The sequence below is a fragment of the Micromonospora sp. NPDC005203 genome, assembly GCF_042872705.1.
GTDB lineage: Bacteria > Actinomycetota > Actinomycetes > Mycobacteriales > Micromonosporaceae > Micromonospora.
On sequence record NZ_JBIAKV010000002.1, the window covers coordinates 122,568 to 145,434 of the forward strand.

A 22,867-nucleotide genomic window follows, 5' to 3' on the forward strand; every position below is an offset into this window, starting at 1 on the left:
GGGTGTCGCGGCGCGGGTACGGTGGGTCCATGGCGCAGTTCGTGGACTGGGATCTGGCCGCCGCCACCGCGGGGGCGTTGAGCAAGTCGGGCCCCCGGGTGTCGTACTCCGAGGCCACCGACGTGGTCGGCGACCTGCGCCGGCTGACCGATGAGGCGGCCGGGCACGTGGCCGACTACACGGGGCTGCGGGCGCAGGTGGCGCATCCGCCGGTCCGGGTGGTCGACCGGCGCGACTGGGCGGCGACGAACATCGCCGGCCTTCGCGAGGTGATCACTCCGCTGGTGAGCCGGCTTTCCGGCGACAAGCAGCCGGGTGCGTTGACCGAGGCGGTCGGCTCGCGGCTGACCGGTGTGCAGGCCGGCACCGTGCTGGCGTACCTCTCCGGTCGGGTGCTCGGGCAGTACGAGGTCTTCTCGGCCGACCCGGGCCAACTGCTGCTTGTCGCACCGAACATCGTCGAGGTGGAGCGCAAGCTCGGTGCGGACCCGCGGGACTTCCGGCTCTGGGTGTGCCTGCACGAGGTCACCCACCGGACCCAGTTCACCGCCGTTGCGTGGATGCGGGCCTATTTCCTCGGCGAGGTGCAGGCGTTCGTCGACGCCTCGTCCAGCGGCAGTGAGCATGTCGTCGAGCGCCTGCGGCGCGGGGTGGCCACGCTGTCCGAGGCGGTCCGTGACCCGGAGAGCCGCACCAGTGTGCTGGACATCGTGCAGACCCCGGCGCAGCGGGCGGTGCTGGACCGACTCACCGCGTTGATGACCCTGCTGGAGGGGCACGCCGAGTTCGTGATGGATGGAGTTGGTCCGCAGGTGATCCCGAGCGTGGAGCGGATCCGGGCGTCGTTCAACCAACGTCGGGAGGCGGGCAACCCGCTGGAGAAGGCCATCCGCCGGCTGCTCGGGGTGGACGTCAAGATGCGCCAGTACGCCGAGGGGCGCAAGTTCGTCCACGGCGTGGTGGAGCGGGTCGGCATGGACGGCTTCAACTCGATCTTCAACTCGCCGCTCACGCTGCCCCGGCTGTCCGAGTTGGGTGACCCGGATGCCTGGGTGGCCCGGGTGCACGGCCCGGCCGGCACCATTCGGGCAGCTGGCTGACCACCCAGCGGTGGCCGCGCTCGCCCCGCCAGTGGCCGCGATCCGGGTGGCGGTCCGTCGCGCCCTGACCGGTCTGCCGTCCGGTGGGCCGGTGCTTGTCGCCTGCTCCGGCGGAGCCGACTCGCTCGCCCTCGCGGCGGCCACCGCCTTCGTGGCACCGCGGCTGGGTCGGGCCGCCGTGCTGGTCTCGGTCGACCACGGTTTGCAGGACGGCTCCGCAGAGCGCGCCGAGGCGGTGGCCGCCTGGGCCGGTGGGTTCGGGTACGCGTCGGCGACCGCCGTGCGGGTGGAGGTGGCGGGGCGTCCAGGCGGGCCGGAGGCGGCCGCCCGGGAGGCTCGTTACCAGGCGTTGACCGAGGTGGCCCGGCGGCAGAACGCGGTCGCGGTGCTCACCGGGCACACCCGCGACGACCAGGCGGAGACGGTGCTGCTGGCGCTCGCCCGGGGTGCCGGTCCCCGCGGGCTGGCCGGAATGCCCGCCCGGCGGGACCTTCACGGGGTGCCGCTGCTGCGTCCGCTGCTGGAGATCGGTCGGGCGCAGACACGCGCCGCCTGTGCCGTGCTCGGGCTGAGCCCCTGGCAGGACCCGCACAACACCGATCCGTCGTACGCCCGCTCCCGGGTGCGGGCCGACCTGCTGCCGGCGCTGGTGCGGGCGCTCGGACCCGGCGTGGTGGACAACCTCGCGCGTACCGCCGGTCTGGTGGCGGCTGACAACGCCGCGCTCGACGAGGTGGCGGCGACGGCGCTGGCCGGGGCACGGCACCCCGAGGGAGGCCTCTCCGTGCCCGCGCTGGCCGGTCTGGCCCCCGCGGTGCGTGGCCGGGTGCTGCACTCCTGGGCGCGTGAGGTGGGCGCCCTGCCGGGAGCGCTGTCGCACCGGCACGTCAACGCCCTGGAAGCACTGGTCACCGCGTGGCATGGTCAGGGTCCCACCGATCTGCCCGGGGGTGTCCGGGTGCTCCGCCGCGCCGACCGGCTGGCGCCGGTTACCCCGACCTGACGCCGGCATCCAGCTCGCAGCGCGCTCGATCGACGCGGTCAGCGTTGCAGGCGTTGCGTCATCAACTCGTCCAACTCGGCCCCGAGATCGCGGGGGTCGACGTCGCCCTCGTAGACCAGGGCGAGGTCGCCGGGCGGCAGGTCGGGGGAGAGGCAGTAGAAGAGGAGGCCCCCGTCGGAGCTGATCCGCAGCAGCCGGGTGGAGGAGATGTCGCTGTCCTCGTCCCATCCCGGGATGCCGTCCGGGTAGTCCGCCATCTCGGCGAGGGTCAGCATCTGCTCCGGACGGGCCGGCCCGAATCCGGTCCGCGCCCCGGAGACGAAGCCCGCGTGTACGTCGCGGAGGAACTCCCGCAACGGCTCCGGAAAGTCCGCCCAGAACGGTGGCTGCTCGAAGGTGCGCGGGTCGTAGCCGACCCATGGCACGTACTGGCCGTCGTCGGCCCGTACGACGTACACCAGGGCCGGACCGTCGGCGGTGCGGTAGGGGACGACGTCGACCAGCCGGTCGCGGAGCACGGCGGCGAATCGGGGTACGAGACGGAGGAATCCGGCGTTCCACAGGGCCATCGCGGTCTCCCGGCGCTCGGCCGGTTCGGCGGCAATGACGATCGGCCGCCACGGGCCCGGCAGGTGTCCGGCGTCGTCCACGCGGACCGCCACCGGGTCGGACGTCCAGTCCCGCAGCATGTCGGTCAGCTCGGCGGGATCCATGGCAGCCTTCCGTCCGGGGTCCACGTCATCCATCTCCGCCTCACTCCCGGAGGTCTTGGTCTTGACCAGTGCGGGTCGATTGCCGAACGGGTGCGCCTTACCGGGCGGCGATGTCAGCCGCTGTGTGCCCGGTCCCGGAAGGTGGTCCGGTAGCTGTGCGGGGTGGCGCCGACCCGGCGGGTGAAGTGGTGGCGCAGCGCTGCGGCGTCGCCGAAACCGGACTGGTCGGCGACGGCCTCCACGCTCAACGGGGTCTCTTCGAGCAGTCGCCGGGCGAGCAGCACCCGTTGGTTCGTGAGCCAGTCGTGCGGGGTGGTGCCGGTCTCGGCGCGGAACCGGCGGGCGAACGTGCGAGGTGCCATCCCGGCGCGGGCGGCCAACTCCTCGACCGTGATCGTCCGGTCCAGGTGACCCATCAGCCACTCCAGCACCGGTTCCAGGGTGGGTGCCTCGGGCGCCTTCGGGATGGGCGCCTCGACGTACTGGGACTGGCCGCCGTCGCGGTGCGGCGGGACCACCATCCGTCGCGCCAGTCGGGTCGCGGTGGCCGAGCCGTGCTCCTGGCGGATCAGGTGCAGGCAGGCGTCGATGCCGGCCGCCGTGCCGGCGCTGGTGAGCAACCGGCCGTCCTGGACGTAGAGCGAGTTGCAGCGCACCCGGGCGCGTGGGTGCCGGCGTTGCAACTCGTCCACGTACCGCCAGTGGGTCGTGCATTCCCGGTCGTCGAGCAGGCCGGCCTCGCCGAGCAGGAAGGCGCCCGAGCAGACGCTGAACAGGTACGCGCCGCGGGCGTCGGCCCGTCGTAGCGCGTCGAGCACCGGGTCGGGAACGGTGGTGCCCTGGCTGTGCGCGGGAACAGCCACCAGGTCGGCCTCCTCGACCGGGCCGAGGTCGGCGTGCGGGGTGAGGTGGAAGCCGGACGACGTACGCACCGGAGCGCCGTCGGGGCTGCACACCTGGAATTGGTAGCCGGGAAAACCGTCGGCGGTGCGGTCGGTGCCGAACACCTCGGCGAGCACGCCGAGCTCGAAGGGGGCGACCTGGTCGAGGGCGAGCACGGCGATGGACCGGAGCATGTGACGAGGGTAACCCGACTGGTGGCAGTAAATCGATGACCAATGGCATTCCTGCCACTGTTTGGTCGGCGCGAGAGGTCGCAGACTGGTCTCAGTCCGGTGCGCACCGGCGGCGAAACCGACAGCAATCATGCGAAAGTGAGCGCCGCCATGGAGTTCCTGCTCTTCCTGCTCTTCCTCGTCCTGCTCGTCGCCGCCTCGGCGGCCGGCCTGACCGTCGACAGCCACGATTCGGCGGACTGGAAGCCCAGCGACGACGGCCGCCGCTGGCGGTCACGTACGAACTGATGCGTTTAGCGTCTTTTGCCCAAAAAATCCCGGGCGGGACCGCGCCAAAAGGTGCGGCCCCGCCGACGGAGGCCATCCGACGTACGGCAGGCTAGGAGTCATGGCTGACGGCTCCTGGTACGACGCCGACATCGACCACGTGATCATCTCCGAGGCGCAGATTCGCGAGAAGACGGCGGAGCTGGCCAAGCAGGTCTCCGCCGACTACTCCCACGTGAACGACGGGCTGCTGCTCGTGTGCGTGCTCAAGGGTGCCGTGATGTTCATGGCGGACTTCGCGCGGGCGCTGGGCCGCAACGGCCCCCCGGCCGAGCTGGACTTCATGGCCATCTCCTCCTACGGCCAGGGCACCACCTCCTCCGGGGTGGTCCGCATCCTCAAGGACCTGGACCGGGACATCGCCGGCCGGCACGTGGTGGTCGTCGAGGACATCGTCGACTCCGGGCTCACCCTTTCCTGGCTGCTGCGCTACCTGGAGTCCCGCTCGGCGGCAAGCGTGGAGGTCGTCGCGCTGTTCCGTAAGCCGGACGCGGTCAAGGTGCCCGTCCCGGTCAAGTACGTCGGCTTCGACATCCCCACCGAGTTCGTGGTCGGCTACGGGCTGGACTTCGCTGAGCGCTACCGGGAGCTGCCGTACGTCGGGGTGCTCAAGCCCGAGGTCTACGCCCGCTCCTGAGGCCGGTCGCGAGCCCGCCGGGGTGACCCGGAGTGGCATGAGGTCGACTCGTATCGGCATTCATCGAGCCGACGTTCAGCGCGCTCTCAGCTCTTGCGGCTACCGTGGACCCGGTGGCCCGGAGGTTTCTCCGCGCCCGACCCCCTCGGCCGCGTGATCGGGCCGTCGGGTGGCCGGGCCGGACTCCCCGCCACGCCGGTTTCCACCCGGACCCGTCGTACGCGGGTCGCGGGGCTGGTGGGCCTGCCCACGGTGCGTGCCATCGATATGAAAGGTGCGCCCAGTGCGGGGCTCGCGGGCTCGCTCCTCGCGTACACGGTGTACCGTCGAATGACCGCGGCGCGGCAGTTTTCGCGTCTCGGGGTCGAGGTCGCCCCGCATGGCAGCTTCGACCGTCGCTCACCGCGGCGACACCAATCAGATGGTCAGGACGTCGATCAGGAGGATGCGGGCGCTCCGGCGCTCGACAACAGTATGGAACGTACGCGTTTCTTCCGCCGACCGGTGGTCTGGATCATCCTGGTCATCCTCGGCGCAGTTGTGCTCAGTCAACTGTTCACCGCTGGTCCCAGTTACCACCGCGTGGACACTTCCGTTGCGCTCGACCAGCTCCACACCGCCAAGATCAACAAGGTGATCTTCCAGGACAAGGAGCAGACGCTCCAACTGGACCTGGCCCAGAAGACCAAGTTCGGCAAGACCGAGACCAACAAGATCGAGGCTCAGTTCCCGTACCAGGTCGGTGACGAGATCTGGAACGAGGTGCTGGACGCCAAGGCGGCCAACCGGGTCACCGGCCCGGCCGACGCCAAGGTCTCCTCGGACAGCATCTGGGTGAGCCTGCTGGTCAACCTCCTTCCGATCGCGTTGCTCGTCCTGCTGCTGCTGTTCTTCATGTCGCAGATGCAGGGTGGCGGCTCCCGGGTGCTCAACTTCGGCAAGTCCAAGGCGAAGATGATCACCAAGGACACTCCGAAGACGACCTTCGCGGACGTCGCGGGTGCCGACGAGGCCGTCGAGGAGCTGCACGAGATCAAGGACTTTCTCCAGAACCCGGCGAAGTACCAGGCCCTGGGTGCCAAGATCCCCAAGGGTGTGCTGCTCTTCGGCCCGCCCGGTACGGGCAAGACGCTGCTGGCCCGCGCCGTCGCCGGCGAGGCCGGGGTGCCGTTCTACTCCATCTCCGGCTCCGACTTCGTGGAGATGTTCGTCGGTGTCGGCGCCAGCCGGGTCCGCGACCTCTTCGAGCAGGCCAAGACCAACGCCCCGGCGATCGTCTTCGTCGACGAGATCGACGCCGTCGGCCGCCACCGCGGCGCCGGCATGGGTGGCGGTCACGACGAGCGTGAGCAGACGCTCAACCAGCTGCTCGTCGAGATGGACGGCTTCGACACCAAGGGCGGGGTCATCCTGATCGCCGCCACCAACCGGCCGGACATCCTCGACCCGGCGCTGCTGCGCCCGGGCCGGTTCGACCGGCAGATCCCGGTGGACGCCCCCGACATGGAGGGCCGCAAGGCCGTCCTGCGGGTGCACGCCAAGGGCAAGCCGTTCGCGCCCGACGTCGACCTCGACGCGGTGGCCCGGCGCACCCCGGGCTTCAGCGGCGCCGACCTGGCCAACGTCATCAACGAGTCGGCCCTGCTCACCGCCCGCAAGGACCAGCGGGCGATCAGCAACGACTCGCTCGAAGAGTCGATCGACCGGGTGGTCGCGGGTCCGCAGCGACGGACCCGCGTCATGAGCGACAACGAAAAGAAGATCACCGCGTACCACGAGGGTGGGCACGCGCTCGTCGCCTGGGCGCTGCCGCACGCCGCGCCGGTGCACAAGGTGACGATCCTGTCGCGTGGTCGCTCGCTGGGCCACACCCTGGTGCTCCCCACCGAGGACAAGTACACCCAGACCCGCGCCGAAATGATCGACACCCTGGCGTACGCGCTGGGCGGCCGGGCCGCCGAGGAGCTGGTCTTCCACGAGCCCACCACCGGTGCCGGCAACGACATCGAGAAGGCCACCCAACTGGCCCGCGCGATGATCACCCAGTACGGCATGAGCTCGAAGCTCGGTGCGATCAAGTACGGCACCAGCGGAGACGAGCCGTTCCTCGGCCGCAACATGGGCCACGAGCGGGACTACTCCGACTCGGTCGCCGCCGAGATCGACGGCGAGATGCGGGCACTTGTCGAGCTGGCGCACGACGAGGCCTGGGAGATCCTGGTGGAATACCGGGACGTCCTGGACAACATCGTGCTCGAGCTGATGGAGAAGGAGACCCTCTCCACGGCCGACATGGCGCGGATCTGCTCCCGGGTGGTCAAGCGCCCGCCGCTGGCGCCGTACAACGGCTTCGGCAAGCGCCAGCCGTCCACCGAGCCGCCCGTGCTCACCCCGACGGAGAAGGACAAGCTCAAGGCGCAGGCCGAGGCTGACGGCGCACAGGCGTCCGTCGGTGGCGGAGCGCCGTCCAACAACTCGGACGGCACGCACTGAGCAACGACCCGACGGCCAGCTCCCCGCACCGGGAGCTGGCCGTCTCCGCGACCGAACCCGACGATGACCTCGACTACGTCGCCGCGCGGCTGATCAGCGGCAGGCTGACCGGCCGCCCGGTCGAGGACGCCGTCGACCTGGGTCGGATCGAGAAAGCCGTCCGCGAGATCCTGATCGCCGTCGGGGAGGACCCCGACCGCGACGGGCTCCAACAGACCCCGGCCCGGGTCGCCCGCGCGTACGCCGAACTCTTCGCCGGCCTGCGGGTCGACCCGGCCCAGGTGCTCAGCACCACCTTCGAGGCCAACCACGAAGAGCTGGTGATCGTCCGGGACATCGACGTGATGAGCCTCTGCGAACACCATCTGCTGCCGTTCCGCGGCAGCGCGCACATCGGCTACATCCCCGGGCCGGACGGGCGGATCACCGGCCTGTCCAAGCTGGCCCGACTTGTCGAGGTCTTCGCCCGCCGGCCCCAGGTGCAGGAGCGGCTCACCTCGCAGGTCGCCGACCTCTTGATGAGCAAACTCGCCCCCCGCGGCGTCGTCGTCGTGCTGGAGTGCGAGCACATGTGCATGGCGATGCGTGGCATCCAGAAATCCGGAGCCAAGACCATCACGTCGGCGGTGCGCGGCGTCCTGCAGTCGGACTCCAAGTCGCGAGCCGAGGCAATGTCCCTGATCATCCCCCGCTGACAGTCCGACGCAACCCGGCCGGCCGACCCTTGCGGGGGACGGCCGGCCGTCGCCTTCCCATCCGTCGGCTCTCCTGCCCGGCGCCGACCAGCCGGGCAGGTCACCCGGCGAGCAGGACCAGCAGCAGGCCGGCCGTCACCAGCACCGCCGGCACCAGACACACCAGCGCGCCGAGACGCACCGTCCGGTCCAGTCGCTCGGCGGGGCTCACCCGGAACAACCGCCCAATGCCCACCCAGCCAGCGACGAACGCGACCGCCGGCATCGGCAGCCCAGAGATCAACGCGGCCACACTGGCCGGTCCCACCCCCGTCGCCGCGTACACCGCGACCTGGATCAGCGGCACCACCAGCGCCAGCGGCCCGTACACCAGAAGATTGCGCACCCGCGCGGGCCAGGATCCCGGCCGGAACCGGGGCCGCGCCGCCAGGACGACGTCCGCCGCCTCGGCCCAGCCCCGCGCGGCCCGCAGCGCGGCCAGTACGGCCGCCGGACCGCCCGCCATCGACCGGGACGCCTCGGTCACCTCCGGCGGTGACGGCACCAGGGAAATCGCTGGTACGCCCAACTCGCGAAGCCGTTCCTGCTGGCTCGCCAGGCCGGTACGGACCACCGTCAGCTCCTCCCGGGCGGTCTCCGCCGACCGGGCCTGCTCACCGGCGGCGGCAGCCGCGCTGCGGCGTACCCCGTCCAGCTGGCGGGCCGCGGCCAGGTATTCCGCCCACGCCGTGCTGGGCTCGACCGCCGCCGGGGCGGAGTCCCCGTTCGACGCGGCAACCCGCTGGCGCCCCGGCCCGGTCGCCGTCGCCGTCGGACTCATCTCGACATCCCCTGCCCGCGCCACCGGATCACCCGGCCTCGTCGGCGAACGGCACCAGGACCGTGCCCCGCTCGTCCGGACCGTCCCAGAGCACCGCCCGGTCCGGGCGCGCCTGCCACTCCACCGCGTGACCGAAGACTGCGCTGAGCTGCGCGACCGGCACGTCCAGCACGGCCACGGCGGCCAACTTGTCAACCTCGCCCGCCGGCTCGAACAGCGCGGCGAACGGGGGCACCGCGCGCCACCAACCCAACAGGTGCCTCCCCGTCGGCGGTCCGTTGCGTAACAACGCACGCAACCGGTCCACCGGCACCTCCCGGGGGCCCGGCCGGTCCAGCCCGAAGGCCACCAGATACGTCGGCACGTCGTCGGCCGGGGCCGCGAGCAGCGTCGGCAGATCCACCAGCTCGGCCGGATGCCGGGCGGCCAACTCCGCAGTCAACGCCTCCGCCAGCGCCCGAGCTCCCGGATCCGGCACCGCCACCAGGAAACGGGCGGTGCCCGGCGCGTGATGGTCCGCGGTGCTCCGGGCCGCCGTCGCCAGCAACCCGCCCGCCGCGGCACCCGACCCGAGCACCGCGAGGTTGCGACCCGCGGCCGGCCCCAACGGTACGGCGACCGTCGAACGGGCCACGTCGACCGCGCGGCCCAGCAGGGCGGCCGGCCCGTGCGACTGCCCCGCCAACGCCGCCCGGTACCGCGGATCGTTGCCGAGCAGCGGGCGAGCGTACCCGGCGAAGACGACAGGCGGCACCGACCCGGCCGGCCGGGCCTCCCACAGCTCGTGCCGAAGCCCCTCCACCACCGCCGGGTGGTCCTGCGGATCGGGGTGCCGGATCAGCCGTTCATGACCTCGGATCGCGCCCCGGGGGCCGCCGAGCCCGCCTGCGGTGTTCACCACCGCGCTGCCCACCGGCAGCCCGGCGGCCGAGTCGTTCGTCGGCTCCAACACCGGACTGCCACCCGGCAGCGCCACCCGCACCGGAAACTGCCCGAGCACAGAATCCCGGTGACCCGCATCGGCGCGGGCACTCAACCCCAACTCGCCCGCACCGGCCAACACCAGGTGCACGCCGTACGCCCGACCGGCCCGAGCCAACCCGTCCAGCTGGGCGGCCACCTCGGTGGCCAGCCGGTCCCGCTCGGCGAAGAGCAACGGCACGTTGTCCAACACGCAGACGATCCGGGGCAGCGGCTGGTGCTGACGCAACTCCGCGAAACGTTGGCCGCCGGCCCGCGCCCCAGCCTCCGCCCTGCGCTGCACCTCGGCCGTCAACTCGTCGAGCAGGTCCCGGACGTACTCCCGATCGGCGGCCATCGCCGCAGCGCGCACCTGCGGAATCCACGACCGGTCCCGCTCGGTCTGCAGAAACTCCACGAACGACTCACCATCGGCGAGATCCACCAGGTAGAGCGCCAACTCGTCCGGACCGTACCGGGCGGCCAACCCCAGCAACGCGGTGGTCAGGAACGCCGCTCGACCCGCTGCGGACCGTCCACTGACCAGCCAGTGCGGGGTCAGCTCGGTGAAACCCAGCGGCACCGACCGGCCCCCGGCATCACCGACCGTCGTGGTCAGCCCGTCCGTGGAATCCGCCTCCCAGAGACGCTCACCCGTCGGCGGCAGCAGAGCCACCAACCCCAACCGCGAACCGGCCTCCACCTGCTCCGCAAGCCGTCGACACACCCCGTCGACCAGCTCGACCGGCGGGTCCACCTCGACGAAGACCGGCGAGTTCAGTCCGCCCGGCGGGTCCACGCCCGGACTCGCGAAGGACGCCCCCGGCGGATCACCGAGCAACGCGTACGAGTTGCGCAGCGCCAGCGCGGTGCTGTGCGGCAGCGCGGTGCTGTGCGGCAGCGCTGCCCGCGTCGCATACGGGCCGGCCGGAGGCCAACCCGCCACCACCAGATGCAGGCCGGCGGCGGGCCCCTGCTCGGCGAGCGCCTCGATCCGCGCCAGATCGGTCGGACCCGTCGACTCCGGCAGAGCGGCGAACACGAGCAGCAGCGTGCGATCGTGCCGACGTCGCCCACTCGCCCCCGGAGTAACCCACTGCTCCGCCTCCGTCAGCACCGCGCGCAACCCCGCCAGATCCACCGCAGGCGGCGGCAACAGGCCAGCATCAGCGAGCGCCCCGAACGGGGTCAACGCCGAACCCGTGGCATCCACCGCCCGAATCAACAGCGCACCCGCCGGCGTCGCCGCCAACAACCGCAGGAGTACGGCCCGGAGCAACCCCGCCACCCGTGGCTCCCGAGCGTCGGCGTCCACGCTCAGATGACCGGTGCCAACCAGCGGCACCAACGCGGGAAAACGCGCGTCGTCCAACGGCGCCGCCGTGCCGACCCGGACGAACGACGGCGGGCCGTCACCCGCCGGAGAGTCCACGGTGAGGGAGTCCAACGCAGCGCCCGCCCAGCCCGGAGCCAACCGCGCGGCGGCCTCCCGGAGTCGATCGGCCAGCTCGTACTGGCGGCGCTGGTCGGCGGGAGCCGGCCGCGTCTCGTCCAGAATTCCGGCGGCAGCAGTGGCGACTGCCGCCGCCCGGCGATGCAGGGCAGCGGCGCGGTTCGTGCGTGCCTTTGGACCGGCCACCGCATCCACCCCCTCTGCCCGAGGTTGGCAACCCCTCCCGAGCAGAGACGGTATCCCAGCCGAGGCTGCTCCTCCGGGAGGTGGCACGGCGCTGCGCCGGTGATGTCGTAGATCTCACCGTTGGGTAGGGGTCCGTGACGATCCGCTGGATCTGGGGCATTGGCTCCGGGGCCTCCAGCCGTTAACGTCAGGAGGTGGAATCAGTGCAGCCCCCCGCCGGTTCCCAGGTCTCCCACGTACCGGCCCAACGGGCATCATCCGAGCAGCTGCCGCCTGCCCCGGTGCCGCCACAGACGCAGCCGCCGCCCCGCCGAATGCGGACGATGCTCACGGTCGTCGCCGGGGTGCTTGCGCTGCTCTGCCTCGGCGGCCTCGCCACTGGCCTTGTGCTGTACCACCGCGCGTCCGCCCCGGACCGCAGCGCTCCCGACGTGGTGGTCGACAACTATCTGCGCGCGTTTCTCGTCGATCGCAACGACGCGAGAGCAGACCTCTTTACCTGCGAGGGCGGATCTCAGTTGGAGGCGATGCGGTCCTTACGGACCGATCTACTCGCGCGTGAGAAGCGTTTCGGCGTCACAATTGCCGTCAGTTGGGGGAGCCTCAGCGTCCAGAAGCAGGATGAGGCCGCAGCCGTCGAAGTCACGCTTATCATTTCTGCTCGAGTGGACGGTATGAATCAAAGCGATCGTCAGCCCTGGCGGTTTGAAACTCAGCGCGACGATGGCTGGCGAGTCTGCGGTGGGGCGCAAGCCAGTTGACGTCATTCGATCCACAGCAGATGGACCGGAACCTCCAACGTGGTGGGCGACTGGCCGCGCCAGGCCCAGCGGTACCACTCCACCTCCGGAGTGATCCGGACGCAGATGTCCCCCTCGGCACCCGAGTAGGTCTCGGTGACCGCGCGCAGATCCCGGCGCTCCAGACCGCCCTCGACGTGCACCACCCGGCGGCCGGTGACGGCGTCGGCCTCGAAGACCGGCGTGGGAGCCCGGTGTGCCGGGCCGTCCAGCGAGACCAGCCGGATGCCGGTTTCGCGGGGACTCTCCGACTCCGGCCGGTTGCCAACGGTTTCCACCCAGACGCGTTCCACCGGCACCAGCGGTGCGAATACCTCGACCTGGTCGGCCTCGGCTCGATACCACTCGTGCTCGGGAATCACCGGCACATAAGTCCGAGCGCTCTGCACCACCCGGTCGTCCGCGCGCAGATCTCCTCGCCAACCCAACCCCGGCAGACCGACGAGCACCCGTCGTCCGCGTAGCTCCACCCGATCGGTGGCGGGAACCATGGCCAGCGGGCGGGGTGGCCGGGGCGCCCAGTCGGGCTGGTCTGCGAAGGGGTCCGGCATAGGTCCGGTCATGCCCGTGGTGGCCTCACGCCGGACGACGCAGCGGAGCGCCCCGGTCGTGCATGAACGGGACCGGATTCACGGCGCCGGAGGAGTTGCGGTTGTTGCGAAGGTGCACCTCGAAATGCAGGTGCGGGCCGGACGAGTTGCCGCTGCTGCCCACCTGGCCTATCACCTCACCGGCAGCAACCATCTGCCCTTCTCTGACGCGGGGCCGGACCACCATGTGGCAGTACCGCGTGATGTAGCCGCCCGCATGCAGCAGGTCGACGAACCAGCCGCAGCCACCCTTGTCGGGGAACCCGTCTACGTCGCAGTCCTCACGCTGGCGGTGGTCCGGGTCGCATTTGGCGACCAGCACCCGGCCGGCCGCTGCGGCGCGGATCTCCGTCCCCTTGGCCGCGCCAATGTCGACCCCGTCGTGGCCGGGTCGGCTGGCGGTGCGGAAGCCGGAGCCGACGTCGCCGGGGATCGGCGCGGTCCAGCCGGAGGCAGCGATCTCGCCACGCTCAGCCGCGTTGCACACCGCCTTGCCGTTGATCTCGACGGTACGGGCGGCGCCTCCGGCCAGCGCGTCCACGATCCGGCTGGACAGCTCCTCGTGTTTGGCGTACGCGTCCGGATAGGCGCTGACCTGAATCTGCTGCGCTACCGAGGTCAGCGGGCGGCGCTGCCAACCCCGCATCTTGACGAGCTTCTCGTAGAACTTCCGGGCCGTGTACGCGGGTGTCATCCGCTCGGCGACCGTGCCCCACCCCGGCCGCTGCTGGAACAGGCCCAGCGAGTCGTGGTCGGCGCCGACTCCTTCGTGTGGCAGTGCCAGCGACGCAGGCACCGTGCTGTTCGCCAGGTTGCGCAGGGCGGACTCCTGCATCGCGGTGGCCAAGGCGATCACCCAGCCCCGGGTGGGTACACCCATGTCCTGACCGACCTTGATGATGATCGCTGCGTTGCGGACTTGCCCGTCGCCGTATTCGGTGAATCGTGGCAGTTTGCCGGTGATGTTCACCGGACGGACCGGTCCGCATCCCCAGCCCGCCGGGTCGTCCCCGTCCTTCGCATCTTCGCCGCCGAGCCCGGTGAGGAAGAACGCCGCAGTGCCTCCGGTGCAGCACAGGAGGAGCAGCAACCCGGTAAGCGTTGCGGCGATCAGACCGAGTCGGAGGTGCCGACGGTGTGTGACGCCACTGCCAACGTCGTTCACGGCCTCTCCCAGTCCAACACGTCGACCAGCCATGCTCCGTTAGAGGCGACTAGTTCCAGCCGGAGCTGCCCGGCGTTGAGGGGAAGTAGCATCTCGACGAAGGTCTCGGTCCGTTGCCGCATGGTCAGGGATCCCGTGACCTTCTCGGCGGGCACGGTCGCGGGCTCGGCACCGTTCAACTTCTCGGTCAGTGCCGGCGTGGAGAGCGGCCGCATGCCGGCGTGCCACTCTTCAGCGGTCATTCCGGGGCGGCCGAGCCAGGCGGCGGCGAATCGTTCGGCGGTCTGCTCGGGTGTGCGGGCGCCGGGTCGGGTCAGCGGCGTCGGCGGCGTCTCGGTGGACAGCACGCCGTCTGCGCCAGCCGTTGGGTCTACGGTGCTGACCGGCTGGTTCGGCCGACTGCTCAACCCTTCTGCGGGGTCGGCTGCGCCGGAAACGAGTCGGGCTGCCCCGATCACGCCAAGGACTAGCACCGCGATCACGAGCGCCACGCCCAGTCGGGACCGCAGCCCCCGGGTGACGAGAAACTCCAGCGCTCGTCGCATCGTCGTCACCGTGCCTCTGAGCGCACCCGCGGCCCGGTGCGGTCGGGTACACGCTCCGTGGAGCCCGGTCGATAGACCACGAACGACGGGTTCTCGGCAGGCACGTCGGGCTCGGTCCAGGTCGCTGGTTGTCGCCGGCGGGGTTGAGGCGGCACCGAGCCGCGTCGGCCGCCGGACTGCTGCAAAGGCGTCTCGTCCGGGCGTTCCTGACCGTCCGGCCGCCCGGACTCGGTGCGTCCGCCAGCGGTCGGGACGGTCGGTGTTGGAGCCGGGTCCTCCATTCGTGCCTCCGGGCGTAGCCGGGTCTGCTCCGCGTCCGGTGACCGGCGACGGCCGCCCACAGGTTGAGCGGTGCCGCCCGGCTCCACCGCATCGAGGCGCGCCGCGACACGTATGTCCCGGAAGAACCGGCGGTGCCAGGACCCAGCCGAGCTGACCGCCTCGCTGCTGTCCTTGCCGCCGAGTTGGGTGATCCGCCGGTAGGGTCGCAGCAGCAGCCAGCCGACCACGCCGCATAGCCAGACCAGCACCACCTGGAGCCAGCCCGGCAGGGCGGGCGAACTCATGATCAGATCGACCGCGAACAGGTAGATGGCTGCGCCGGTGCCGAAGATGGCAATGTTGAAGACCGCCGCGACCACGGCGTTCGCCAAACGTCGAAGGCCCGCGCTGGCCGGCCGGAGAAGCCCGATTGTGCCCAGGATCGGTGCCGCGATCACCGCCCAGCGGAAGATCAAAAAGCCCAGCAGAACCAGCACCGAGGCGGTCAGGTCGAACATCGCGAAGAGCACGGCCGCGAGCAGCGCAATGAATCCAGAGCCGATGCGGTCCATGTCGCGAGCTCCCGTCAGGAACTCGTACGCCTCCGGGTCCTCCGCCTTGATCTGCTCAGCGACTGTCATCCACTGCTGCTGCTTGGCTTTGATCGTCCCGGGACGGGTGGCCGGGTTGGCGCGCAGCTTCTCCGACTCCTCCCACGAGAACGCCTTCGCGTCGTAGAGGGCGGGGCCATACTTGCGGGCCGTCTCGCTGTCTGCTGAGCCAAGGACTCCCCGTAGCCAATTGCGGTAGAGCATGGATTCGGTGGCAGTGTCACTGGCCCGGACCGCTGGCGGCCGCTTGTCGACACAAGCTTCTGGGTTTGGAACGGCACAGCGATCCGGCGGGGTGTCCCTGGATGCCGGACCTATGGCGTCGTGCACGACACCGAGAGAGGTGATCAGAGTGCCGTCGGCAACGTTCGCTGACTTGACCGGCCAGGCAGCCAACGCGGTGACCGCCACCATGACCAGTAGTGCCCAGCCTGCTGTCGTCATCGCATTGCTCATGTCCGACTGACGGGAGCGCCAGAGGAGGTAAAGGCCCACGACGCAGAGCGTGATGATCCCGAAGACGCTGAATACCTTCTGGTAGACGGCCTTGGTGGCCTTCTCCACCAGCGGGTCGGCCCATTTCCACATCTCGCGTGGATCCCAGGCACGTTCCCGCAGAGCGTTCGAGGCGCCTACGACGGCCGTGGCCATCATGAGCTCACCATTAGAGACGGTCGTGGTGAACTTATAATCCGGATGGAGAATGGTAGAGGCACACCCGCCATCCACGTCATAGGTGTTGAAACTGTAGCCGCCGTAGCCGTAGTCGCTGTAAAGGCCCTTTGGCCCGGGCAACTTTGACGAATCCGGGCGGGATGAGAACCATCCGGCCAAGCCTGAGTCCGGGGCCGACGGCACAGGCGGTTTCCGACAGTCGATCTCCGAATCGCTGACCTGCTTCAGCTTCCCCACGCAGGCGCGGAAGTCGGCCTGCCATTCCGCGGTCGTGCAGAGGTCGGCGCGGGCCTGAGCGGCAGGCGGTGCGGCTGCGGCCTGCGCGCCGATCAGCGGCCAGGTGACGGTGGCCCCGGCCAGTACGCCGAGGGCGAGCAGGAACGACGCGATCCTTGCCCAGGCCCTCGCCATGTCACGCCTCCAGATCCGGCAGGGAGATGCTCGGTAGCACGCCGGCCGCCGCGGCGATTGCGGCGGGCGTCGTGTCGAGATGGTCCAGCAGCCCTTCGACGTAGGAGACGTCGACGCGGACCTTCTGCACGCGGCCGTCGACGTCGCGCATCACGAACTCGCGGAAGCCGAGCCGGCTGGACGAGCTGGTGTCGGCGGCGGAGAGCGAGGCGAGGGTGGCTTCGTACCCGTCGTTTACCGGCACTCGCAGCAGGCGCAGCGCTTCGGAGGCGATCTCGGCGTCTTCGGCGATCCGGCCGACGAAGACGGTGGAGACCAGGTTCTGCACGTCGAGGCCGAGGATGTCTTTGGGGTTCTGCGAGGCGACCAGGGCCGCGAGGTTCCATTTTCGGGAGTCCCGGGCGAGCCGGACCAGGAACGAACGGCCGGACCGCCAACCCTCCATGAAGTGCGCCTCGTCGAGGCCGACGAGCTTGCGTGACGACATCGACCCGCCGTAGCAGCGGCGGACGGCGAGCCGGTGCGCGGTGTGCAGCATCGGCAGGGCGAGTGCCTCCTCGGCGGACCAGTACTCGCGTTCGATCTTGAGGTCCGGCAACCGCAGCCCGGCCATGGTGATCACGGTGAGTGCGGCGTCGGCACCGAGCAGCCCTTCCGGTGGCCGGCCGAAGAAGAGCATCGCCAGTGGCATCTCGGCGGTGTCCAGCAGGAGGTTGGCCAACTCCTTGCCGGCGTCGTCGTCGAGCCGCCCGAGGCAGCTCACCACGTCGTCCAGGGTGGACGTCTCCTCGGCGGGGACCTGCCGGACCGCGTGCCGGAACAGGGTGGCGGTCGACGCCTCACGGGCCACCTGCGGCGGAACGAGCATCATGCAGATGTCCTGGACGAGCATCCGTCGCTCGGCCCGGGCGTTGGAGACCGCGATCTCGAACTCCCGGTCGCCAGCCGCGCCGGCAGCGAACTCGCTACGCAGCGGGGTGGGAATGAGTGAGTAGGGCGCCAGGGTGCCGTGCTCGGAGCCGGTCAGGTTCAACACCCGGGAGTACGGGCGTAGCTCGGGCATCGCGCAGAGGCGGGCCAGCGGCCCGGACGGGTCGAGCAGGGTCACCTGGACACCTCGGCGGGCGGCCAGGTAGCCCAGCGCGCCGAGCAGTGTCGACTTGCCACCGCCCGGTTCGGCGACGAAGACCGCCAGCCCGGAGCGTTCCCGGACCTCCATGGGGAAGTGCAGGTCGAGGAAGACCGGCCGGCGGCAGGTACCGGCGGTTCGCCCGATCAGATCGCCTCGCCGGTCGCCCACGTTGGAGGCGGCCTGGGGGAGTGCGGCGGCGAGCAACGGCACCGGCATGCGGCGGACGTAGCCGGTGTTGGCGATCGGCTCGCCGGGGATGAACTCGCGGGCCAGCCAGTCCTGGTTCTTCGGGTGTTGCAGGGAGATGCGCAACTCGCGGGAGTAGAGCTGGATGAGCCGGCGGGCGCGTTCCAGGCACTCCTCCCTGGTCCGACCGCCGATGGCGATCCGGTGCCAGCCGTGTGCACGGGCCGAGTCGACCGGCAGGCCGGTGGTCATCTCGTCACCGATCACCAGTGCGCGCTTGGCCAGTCGCTCCAGCTCCGGGGGTGCGTCGATGCCGTGCTCGGCGTAGTCGAGCTGCTGCGAGCGGATCATCCGCAGCCGGTGTTCGAGATTGCGGAAGGAGTCACCGGAGCCGAGGATGTCGACGCGGGTGGAGATCTCCATCGGCCACGGCAGCCGCTCGTGGAAGTGCAACCAGGGCTCGTGCCGCTCGGGGATCTCCAGCGGCTCCATCCGGCCGACGGCGAGCACGGCCACGTGTCGTTCCTCGCCGGTCATCCGGTTGACGAGTTTCACCGTCGAGCCGTACGGGGTGCGGTAGCGCTCCACCTGTTCGGTGAGGGCGAGCAGGTCTCCGCGTTCCCAGTGCCCGTCGGTGACCGGGGAGAGGGTGCCCGGCGGGGACATGCACAGCGCCACCGAGCGGTAGAGCAGCCATTCCAACTCCTGGGCGGTGACCCGCCGGCCGCGCATGCCGAACGCGCCCAGCACCTCGTCGAACTGCTCCACGGTGCGGCCCAGCTTGCGGCGTTCGCCCTCGGCGGTGCCCCGCCCGAAGGTGCGCAGCACCCGCTCGGTGAGCGAGTCGCCGAGGGAGCGGCGGGCGAAGGTGACGCCCAGGTAGGTCTGCCCTTCGGCGTGGTTGACGGCCATCAGGTGCCGCTGGGCGGCGACCAGGTGATCGGCCCAACCGGTGGTGCCGGCCACGTCGGCGAGCGGTGCGGGGGTGTGTGCGTCGATGGTGCGCGCCCACTCGTCGGCGGGGAACGGCCGGGTGGTGCGGCGCAGGTGCAGCCGGAAGCCCGCCAGGCCGGCGTACTGCTCGGAGATGGCTGACAGCAGCGCTTCGCGCTCGGCGTCCGGCCGGAACGCCCAGCGGACCTCGGGCAGCCAGTACCAGGCGGTCACGGTGTTGGGGGTGAAGGTCAGGTGACCGGCGATCTCGGTGATGGCCAGCTCGACCGACGGGTCCCGATCCCCAAATTTGATCTTCGGGGCGCGGACCCGGGTCGGTTTGGTCGGTCGGTCCGGTCGGCTCGCGGCACGCTGTCGGGACGGGGCGATCTCCCGGCCGGTCGGCTCGGTGCCCGAGCCCTCGGGGCGATGATCCGGGTCGGTGGCGCGCTTTGGCGCGCGCTCCAGCGCCGGCCGGTCCGTGGGGCCGGTGTTGGCCGGCAGTTCGGCCGGGGCCGTCGGCCGGGCCGTCTGAGCTGCCGGTCGGCCTGCCGGCGTCGCTGGGCGACGCTCCGGGGTGGCCGCCGGACGGCGTCCCGACGTGGTGCCTGTGGGTCCGCTGACGGGACCGGTGCTTACCGGTGGTGTGGTGGGGGTCCGGTCGGGCTCACCCGATGGGCGGAGCATCGGCAGCCGATCGCCGGCCTGGTGCGGCACCCGGGACTCGCTGGCCGGGTGGCCACCGCCGTGGCGTGGCTCGATGGACCGGCGGCCGCCGCGGGGCTGGTCGTCGGGCGTCCATGGTGGTTCCGGTTCGGGAACCGGACGGGCCGGCGACGGGCCGACCTGCGGCGGTGCCTGTGGTGGGATCGCCTGCTGCTCCTGGGTGCTCGGACCGGCCGAAACAGCTCGCGCGGCACCGGGCCGTGCCCCACCGAAGAGGTCCAGGAACGGGGAGTCGATGTCGGCGTTCTCGCCGGCCGACACCGCGCTGGGCTCGGCGGGTGGCGTCCGGCGGGGGATCGGCCGGGGCGCCTGGAACACGCCCACCGCTCCGTGGCCGGGCGACGTCACAAGCGCAGGATCGAGCGCCACCTCGTCCTCGTCTTCGACGTAGCCGAATGACTGCGCACGGTGACCGGCCGGCACGGCCGGGCTGCCGGCCGGAGAGCCCGGCGTGGACGAGCGACTCATGCGACCGCCTTCGGGAAGGGCAGCAGGCTCCCACCCGCGTCGTGGAACGAACCGATCGACGTACGCCCGGTCATGCCAGCTCCTCCCGGATCCTGATCCGGCTGCCGACCAGGCGCGGGTCGCGCTGCTCGACCGCCGGCTCCCGGGTGCGTCGCCAGTCGGTCAGCGCGGTGCGGATGACCACCCGCGCCGGCCGATCGGGGTCGACGTGCCGGAAGATGAACGACGTGGTCACGATGGCGAGCGCGATCTCCCAGGCCGGGAAGAGCTCGACCGTGAACGTGAACAGCCAGTGGATGAACATGTAGAGGGGGACCAGCAGCATGAAGAGCCCGTACTGGGCGTAGGGCAGGTGGACCGGAAGGGTGTAACCGGGCGGCCCGAGGTAGACCAGGCGGGCCCGGTAGATGTCGTCGTCGGTGCGCAGCCGCATCTGGTAACGCGCCTATTCGAAGATGAGGTCGATCAGGTAATCGCCGACGAAGAAGAGTGTTGCCGCGCCGGCGATGAAGGCGAGCCCGACGATCGCGATCGCGGAGCTGGTCAGCACCTTGGAGATCTCGCCTCGGCTGGCTCGGCCGATGAAGATGACGCCCAGGACGGCGAGCAGGATCGGCGCGATCTTGCTGGCGAAGAAGGTGACCACACTGTTCGTGTCGATCCCCTTCGGTGCCGGCTCCGCGAGCGGAGTCGACGCCAGGGTGGAGAGCGCGTGGGCGACGCCGGACGACGCCGTCTCCATGAGCTCGAAGGCGATCACTGGAACCTCCCCATAGCGCGGCCGGCGGTGCCGCGGCGGTGCGATAGGCAAGCCGGGCGGGAAATCTGCCTCGCAGGGCATGGCGTTCTTGACCCTGCGTTCGTTACTCACCACGGAGGGTGGCGAGGTTTGGGCGGATTTTCCCCGCTTCGGCCCTCCCTTCAAGCTTCGCCATCTCGATGCTGGCCGATTCCAAAGCGTACGGCCCGCCCCGGATTGCGACAAGCCGCGAAGGGACGGCCTGATACTGCCCGAATGACCGATCGTACACCTGTTCTAACGAGCACGTCAGGGGTGGTCGGTTGAGCTGACCCGGGTCGGTTGGCGCCGCTGCCGCGACCGGTACCGTCTAGTCGTGACCGATCTGGTGCGGGCCTCGGGCCCGGTGGTGATGGGCGTCCTCAACGTCACGCCGGACTCCTTCTCCGACGGCGGACGGTACGCCGACCTCGACTCGGCCGTCGGACACGGCGTCCGTCTGCGCGACGCCGGTGCGGACCTGATCGACATCGGCGGCGAGTCGACCCGGCCGGGCGCTGAACGGATCGATGCCGCGACCGAGGCCGCCCGGGTGTTGCCGGTCATCCGCGAACTGACGGCCGCGGGCGTGGCGGTCAGCATCGACACCAGTCGCGCCCGGGTGGCGGAGGCCGCCCTGTCGGCCGGGGCGGCGGTGGTCAACGACGTCTCCGGCGGGCTGGCCGACCCGGACATGGCCCGCGTGGTTCGCGACGCGCGCTGCCCCTGGGTGTTGATGCACTGGCGGGGCCACTCCCGGGCGATGCGCGAACTGGCCAGCTACGGCGACGTGGTGGCCGACGTCCGGGCCGAGCTGGCCCAACGGATCGACGCGGCGCTGGCCGCCGGGGTGGCCGCCGAGCGCCTCATCGTCGATCCCGGGCTCGGCTTCGCCAAGACGGCCGCGCACAACTGGGAACTCAGCGCCCGCCTGCCGGAGCTGCTGGATCTCGGCTGTCCGCTGCTCTTCGGTGCCAGCCGCAAGTCGTACCTCGGCGGGTTGCTCGCCGCCCCGGACGGCACCCCACGACCGACCGCCGAGCGGGAGGCGGCCACGGTGGCGACCAGCCTGCTGGCGGTCGCCGCGGGCGCCTGGGGCGTTCGCGTGCACGACGTGCGGGCCACGGTCGACGCCCTGGCCGTCTGGGTCGCGACCGGCAGACCGCGCCTGGCCATGCCATCGCACGACCGGGAGCGGACACCACACGATCACGAGCATGGGGTACGGCGATGACGACGGACCGGATCCACCTGACCGGCCTGCGGGCGCACGGCCGGCACGGCGTGTACGACTTCGAACGCGAACAGGGGCAGGACTTCGTTGTCGACGCCGTCCTGGAGTTGGACCTCGGCCCGGCCGCCGCCAGCGACGATGTCACCGACACCGTCCACTACGGCGAGTTGGCCGAACGCCTGGTCGCGGTGGTGACCGGCGAGCCGGTGAACCTGATCGAGACTCTCGCCGATCGACTCCTCACGGTCTGCCTGACCGACGAGCGGGTGCGCACCGCCACCATCACCGTCCACAAACCGGAGGCCCCGGTGCCGCACACCTTCACCGACGTGGCCGTCAGCATGACCCGGACGCGGGACCGGTGACCAGGGCCGTGCTGTCGCTCGGCAGCAACCTGGGCGACCGGCTGGAGCACCTGCGCACGGCCGTCGCCACGTTCGGCGACGCCGTACTCGTGCTCTCCGGGGTGTACGAGACTCCACCGTGGGGCGATAGCGACCAGCCCGCGTACCTCAACGCGGTGTTGCTCGCCCAGGACGCGAGCGCGACCCCCCGCGACTGGCTGGAGCGGGCTCGCGACGCGGAGCGGGCGGCCGGCCGGGTCCGTGACCCGCGGCGGCGGTTCGGGCCGCGCACCCTCGACGTGGACGTGGTCGCGGTCTGGGGCGACGACGACGAGCCGGTGTTCAGCGACGAGGAGGAGCTGACCCTGCCGCACCCCCGGGCGCACCTGCGGGCCTTCGTGCTGCGGCCGTGGATCGACATCCAGCCCTACGGTCGGCTGCCCGGCCACGGCTGGTTGACCGATTTGCTCACCACCGGACCCGCGGCGGACGACGCGCTGGAACTGCGTCCCCGGCCGGAGTTGGCGTTAGAGTCGACGGCATGA

At 70.9% G+C, this 22,867-nt stretch carries 21 protein-coding genes; 10 read left to right on the forward strand and 11 right to left on the reverse strand.

Annotated elements, in window-relative coordinates; all coding sequences use genetic code 11:
• Positions 1 to 29 precede the first annotated feature (29 nt).
• Positions 30 to 1,100, forward strand: coding sequence for a zinc-dependent metalloprotease (locus ACFYPM_RS05750; protein WP_387191665.1), 1,071 nt, complete (start codon positions 30 to 32; stop codon positions 1,098 to 1,100).
• A gap of 10 nt (positions 1,101 to 1,110) precedes the next feature.
• Positions 1,111 to 2,103, forward strand: a complete 993-nt coding sequence (gene tilS / locus ACFYPM_RS05755) for a tRNA lysidine(34) synthetase TilS (RefSeq protein WP_387191667.1) — start codon at positions 1,111 to 1,113, stop codon at positions 2,101 to 2,103.
• Positions 2,104 to 2,141: 38 nt separating this feature from the next.
• Here tilS and ACFYPM_RS05760 read toward each other — a convergent pair whose 3' ends face one another.
• Both ACFYPM_RS05760 and ACFYPM_RS05765 read right to left on the reverse strand, forming a co-directional pair.
• A complete protein-coding gene (locus tag ACFYPM_RS05760) occupies positions 2,142 to 2,849 on the reverse strand; it encodes a hypothetical protein (RefSeq protein ID WP_387191669.1) in 708 nt (235 codons plus the stop codon).
• An 80-nt stretch (positions 2,850 to 2,929) separates the two neighbouring features.
• Positions 2,930 to 3,892, reverse strand: a complete 963-nt coding sequence (locus tag ACFYPM_RS05765; protein WP_387191671.1) for a GlxA family transcriptional regulator — start codon at positions 3,890 to 3,892, stop codon at positions 2,930 to 2,932.
• A 138-nt stretch (positions 3,893 to 4,030) separates the two neighbouring features.
• On the opposite strand from ACFYPM_RS05765, the gene ACFYPM_RS05770 reads away from it, so the two are divergent.
• The 4 genes from ACFYPM_RS05770 to folE all read left to right on the forward strand — a co-directional run bounded on the left by ACFYPM_RS05770 (position 4,031) and on the right by folE (position 8,044).
• The gene (locus tag ACFYPM_RS05770; protein ID WP_355032650.1) at positions 4,031 to 4,180 is read left to right on the forward strand and encodes a hypothetical protein; all 150 of its coding nucleotides are present in this window, start codon (positions 4,031 to 4,033) and stop codon (positions 4,178 to 4,180) included.
• Positions 4,181 to 4,280: 100 nt separating this feature from the next.
• Positions 4,281 to 4,856 carry a hypoxanthine phosphoribosyltransferase gene (gene hpt / locus ACFYPM_RS05775; RefSeq protein ID WP_387191673.1) on the forward strand — a complete coding sequence of 192 codons (576 nt, stop codon included), beginning with the start codon at positions 4,281 to 4,283 and terminating at the stop codon, positions 4,854 to 4,856.
• A gap of 474 nt (positions 4,857 to 5,330) precedes the next feature.
• Positions 5,331 to 7,349: an ATP-dependent zinc metalloprotease FtsH gene (ftsH, locus tag ACFYPM_RS05780; protein ID WP_387191675.1), complete on the forward strand. Its 2,019-nt coding sequence runs from the start codon at positions 5,331 to 5,333 to the stop codon at positions 7,347 to 7,349.
• Positions 7,350 to 7,384: 35 nt separating this feature from the next.
• Entirely contained in the window at positions 7,385 to 8,044 is a 660-nt protein-coding gene (gene folE, locus ACFYPM_RS05785) for a GTP cyclohydrolase I FolE (RefSeq protein ID WP_387193343.1), read from the forward strand.
• A 100-nt stretch (positions 8,045 to 8,144) separates the two neighbouring features.
• Here folE and ACFYPM_RS05790 read toward each other — a convergent pair whose 3' ends face one another.
• Entirely contained in the window at positions 8,145 to 8,864 is a 720-nt protein-coding gene (locus ACFYPM_RS05790; protein WP_387191677.1) for a hypothetical protein, read from the reverse strand.
• 28 nt (positions 8,865 to 8,892) lie between these two features.
• Positions 8,893 to 11,472, reverse strand: a complete 2,580-nt coding sequence (locus ACFYPM_RS05795; RefSeq protein WP_387191679.1) for an FtsK/SpoIIIE domain-containing protein — start codon at positions 11,470 to 11,472, stop codon at positions 8,893 to 8,895.
• A gap of 194 nt (positions 11,473 to 11,666) precedes the next feature.
• Between ACFYPM_RS05795 and ACFYPM_RS05800 the strand changes: the two genes are divergently transcribed.
• The gene (locus tag ACFYPM_RS05800) at positions 11,667 to 12,224 is read left to right on the forward strand and encodes a hypothetical protein (protein WP_387193346.1); all 558 of its coding nucleotides are present in this window, start codon (positions 11,667 to 11,669) and stop codon (positions 12,222 to 12,224) included.
• 2 nt (positions 12,225 to 12,226) lie between these two features.
• Here ACFYPM_RS05800 and ACFYPM_RS05805 read toward each other — a convergent pair whose 3' ends face one another.
• The 7 genes from ACFYPM_RS05805 to ACFYPM_RS05835 form a co-directional block, all read right to left on the reverse strand.
• The gene (locus tag ACFYPM_RS05805) at positions 12,227 to 12,826 is read right to left on the reverse strand and encodes a hypothetical protein (protein WP_387191681.1); all 600 of its coding nucleotides are present in this window, start codon (positions 12,824 to 12,826) and stop codon (positions 12,227 to 12,229) included.
• Between the two features lie 13 nt (positions 12,827 to 12,839).
• Positions 12,840 to 14,051: a M23 family metallopeptidase gene (locus tag ACFYPM_RS05810; RefSeq protein ID WP_387191683.1), complete on the reverse strand. Its 1,212-nt coding sequence runs from the start codon at positions 14,049 to 14,051 to the stop codon at positions 12,840 to 12,842.
• Positions 14,015 to 14,572 carry a hypothetical protein gene (locus tag ACFYPM_RS05815; RefSeq protein ID WP_387191685.1) on the reverse strand — a complete coding sequence of 186 codons (558 nt, stop codon included), beginning with the start codon at positions 14,570 to 14,572 and terminating at the stop codon, positions 14,015 to 14,017. The genes ACFYPM_RS05810 and ACFYPM_RS05815 overlap by 37 nt, the downstream gene beginning before the upstream one ends.
• Complete coding sequence (locus ACFYPM_RS05820) at positions 14,569 to 16,521, reverse strand: MFS transporter (RefSeq protein ID WP_387191687.1); 1,953 nt, start codon at positions 16,519 to 16,521, stop codon at positions 14,569 to 14,571. The genes ACFYPM_RS05815 and ACFYPM_RS05820 overlap by 4 nt, the downstream gene beginning before the upstream one ends.
• A 1-nt stretch (position 16,522) precedes the next feature.
• The gene (locus tag ACFYPM_RS05825; RefSeq protein WP_387191689.1) at positions 16,523 to 19,966 is read right to left on the reverse strand and encodes an ATP-binding protein; all 3,444 of its coding nucleotides are present in this window, start codon (positions 19,964 to 19,966) and stop codon (positions 16,523 to 16,525) included.
• Positions 19,967 to 20,036: 70 nt separating this feature from the next.
• Entirely contained in the window at positions 20,037 to 20,399 is a 363-nt protein-coding gene (locus ACFYPM_RS05830; protein ID WP_139583242.1) for a hypothetical protein, read from the reverse strand.
• 12 nt (positions 20,400 to 20,411) lie between these two features.
• A complete protein-coding gene (locus ACFYPM_RS05835) occupies positions 20,412 to 20,726 on the reverse strand; it encodes a hypothetical protein (RefSeq protein WP_074315118.1) in 315 nt (104 codons plus the stop codon).
• Positions 20,727 to 21,081: 355 nt separating this feature from the next.
• Between ACFYPM_RS05835 and folP the strand changes: the two genes are divergently transcribed.
• The 3 genes from folP to folK are packed head-to-tail and all read left to right on the forward strand — an operon-like array spanning position 21,082 to position 22,867.
• Complete coding sequence (folP, locus tag ACFYPM_RS05840) at positions 21,082 to 21,978, forward strand: dihydropteroate synthase (RefSeq protein ID WP_387191691.1); 897 nt, start codon at positions 21,082 to 21,084, stop codon at positions 21,976 to 21,978.
• Positions 21,975 to 22,343 (forward strand): dihydroneopterin aldolase, encoded by a 369-nt coding sequence (gene folB, locus ACFYPM_RS05845; protein ID WP_387191693.1) that lies wholly within the window; start codon positions 21,975 to 21,977, stop codon positions 22,341 to 22,343. The genes folP and folB overlap by 4 nt, the downstream gene beginning before the upstream one ends.
• Positions 22,340 to 22,867 carry a 2-amino-4-hydroxy-6-hydroxymethyldihydropteridine diphosphokinase gene (gene folK / locus ACFYPM_RS05850; RefSeq protein WP_387191695.1) on the forward strand — a complete coding sequence of 176 codons (528 nt, stop codon included), beginning with the start codon at positions 22,340 to 22,342 and terminating at the stop codon, positions 22,865 to 22,867. Before folB ends, folK begins: the two co-directional genes overlap by 4 nt.

What these genes read in the sequence shown, in the direction of transcription:
- ACFYPM_RS05750 (WP_387191665.1), top strand. Translation starts at nt 30, where the DNA reads ATGGCGCAGTTCGTGGACTGGGATCTGGCCGCCGCCACCGCGGGGGCG.
- ACFYPM_RS05760 (WP_387191669.1), bottom strand. Translation starts at nt 2,849, where the DNA reads ATGGATGACGTGGACCCCGGACGGAAGGCTGCCATGGATCCCGCCGAG.
- ACFYPM_RS05765 (WP_387191671.1), bottom strand. Translation starts at nt 3,892, where the DNA reads ATGCTCCGGTCCATCGCCGTGCTCGCCCTCGACCAGGTCGCCCCCTTC.
- hpt (WP_387191673.1), top strand. Translation starts at nt 4,281, where the DNA reads ATGGCTGACGGCTCCTGGTACGACGCCGACATCGACCACGTGATCATC.
- ftsH (WP_387191675.1), top strand. Translation starts at nt 5,331, where the DNA reads ATGGAACGTACGCGTTTCTTCCGCCGACCGGTGGTCTGGATCATCCTG.
- ACFYPM_RS05790 (WP_387191677.1), bottom strand. Translation starts at nt 8,864, where the DNA reads ATGAGTCCGACGGCGACGGCGACCGGGCCGGGGCGCCAGCGGGTTGCC.
- ACFYPM_RS05805 (WP_387191681.1), bottom strand. Translation starts at nt 12,826, where the DNA reads ATGACCGGACCTATGCCGGACCCCTTCGCAGACCAGCCCGACTGGGCG.
- ACFYPM_RS05810 (WP_387191683.1), bottom strand. Translation starts at nt 14,051, where the DNA reads ATGGCTGGTCGACGTGTTGGACTGGGAGAGGCCGTGAACGACGTTGGC.
- ACFYPM_RS05820 (WP_387191687.1), bottom strand. Translation starts at nt 16,521, where the DNA reads ATGGCGAGGGCCTGGGCAAGGATCGCGTCGTTCCTGCTCGCCCTCGGC.
- ACFYPM_RS05825 (WP_387191689.1), bottom strand. Translation starts at nt 19,966, where the DNA reads ATGAGTCGCTCGTCCACGCCGGGCTCTCCGGCCGGCAGCCCGGCCGTG.
- ACFYPM_RS05830 (WP_139583242.1), bottom strand. Translation starts at nt 20,399, where the DNA reads ATGCGGCTGCGCACCGACGACGACATCTACCGGGCCCGCCTGGTCTAC.
- folB (WP_387191693.1), top strand. Translation starts at nt 21,975, where the DNA reads ATGACGACGGACCGGATCCACCTGACCGGCCTGCGGGCGCACGGCCGG.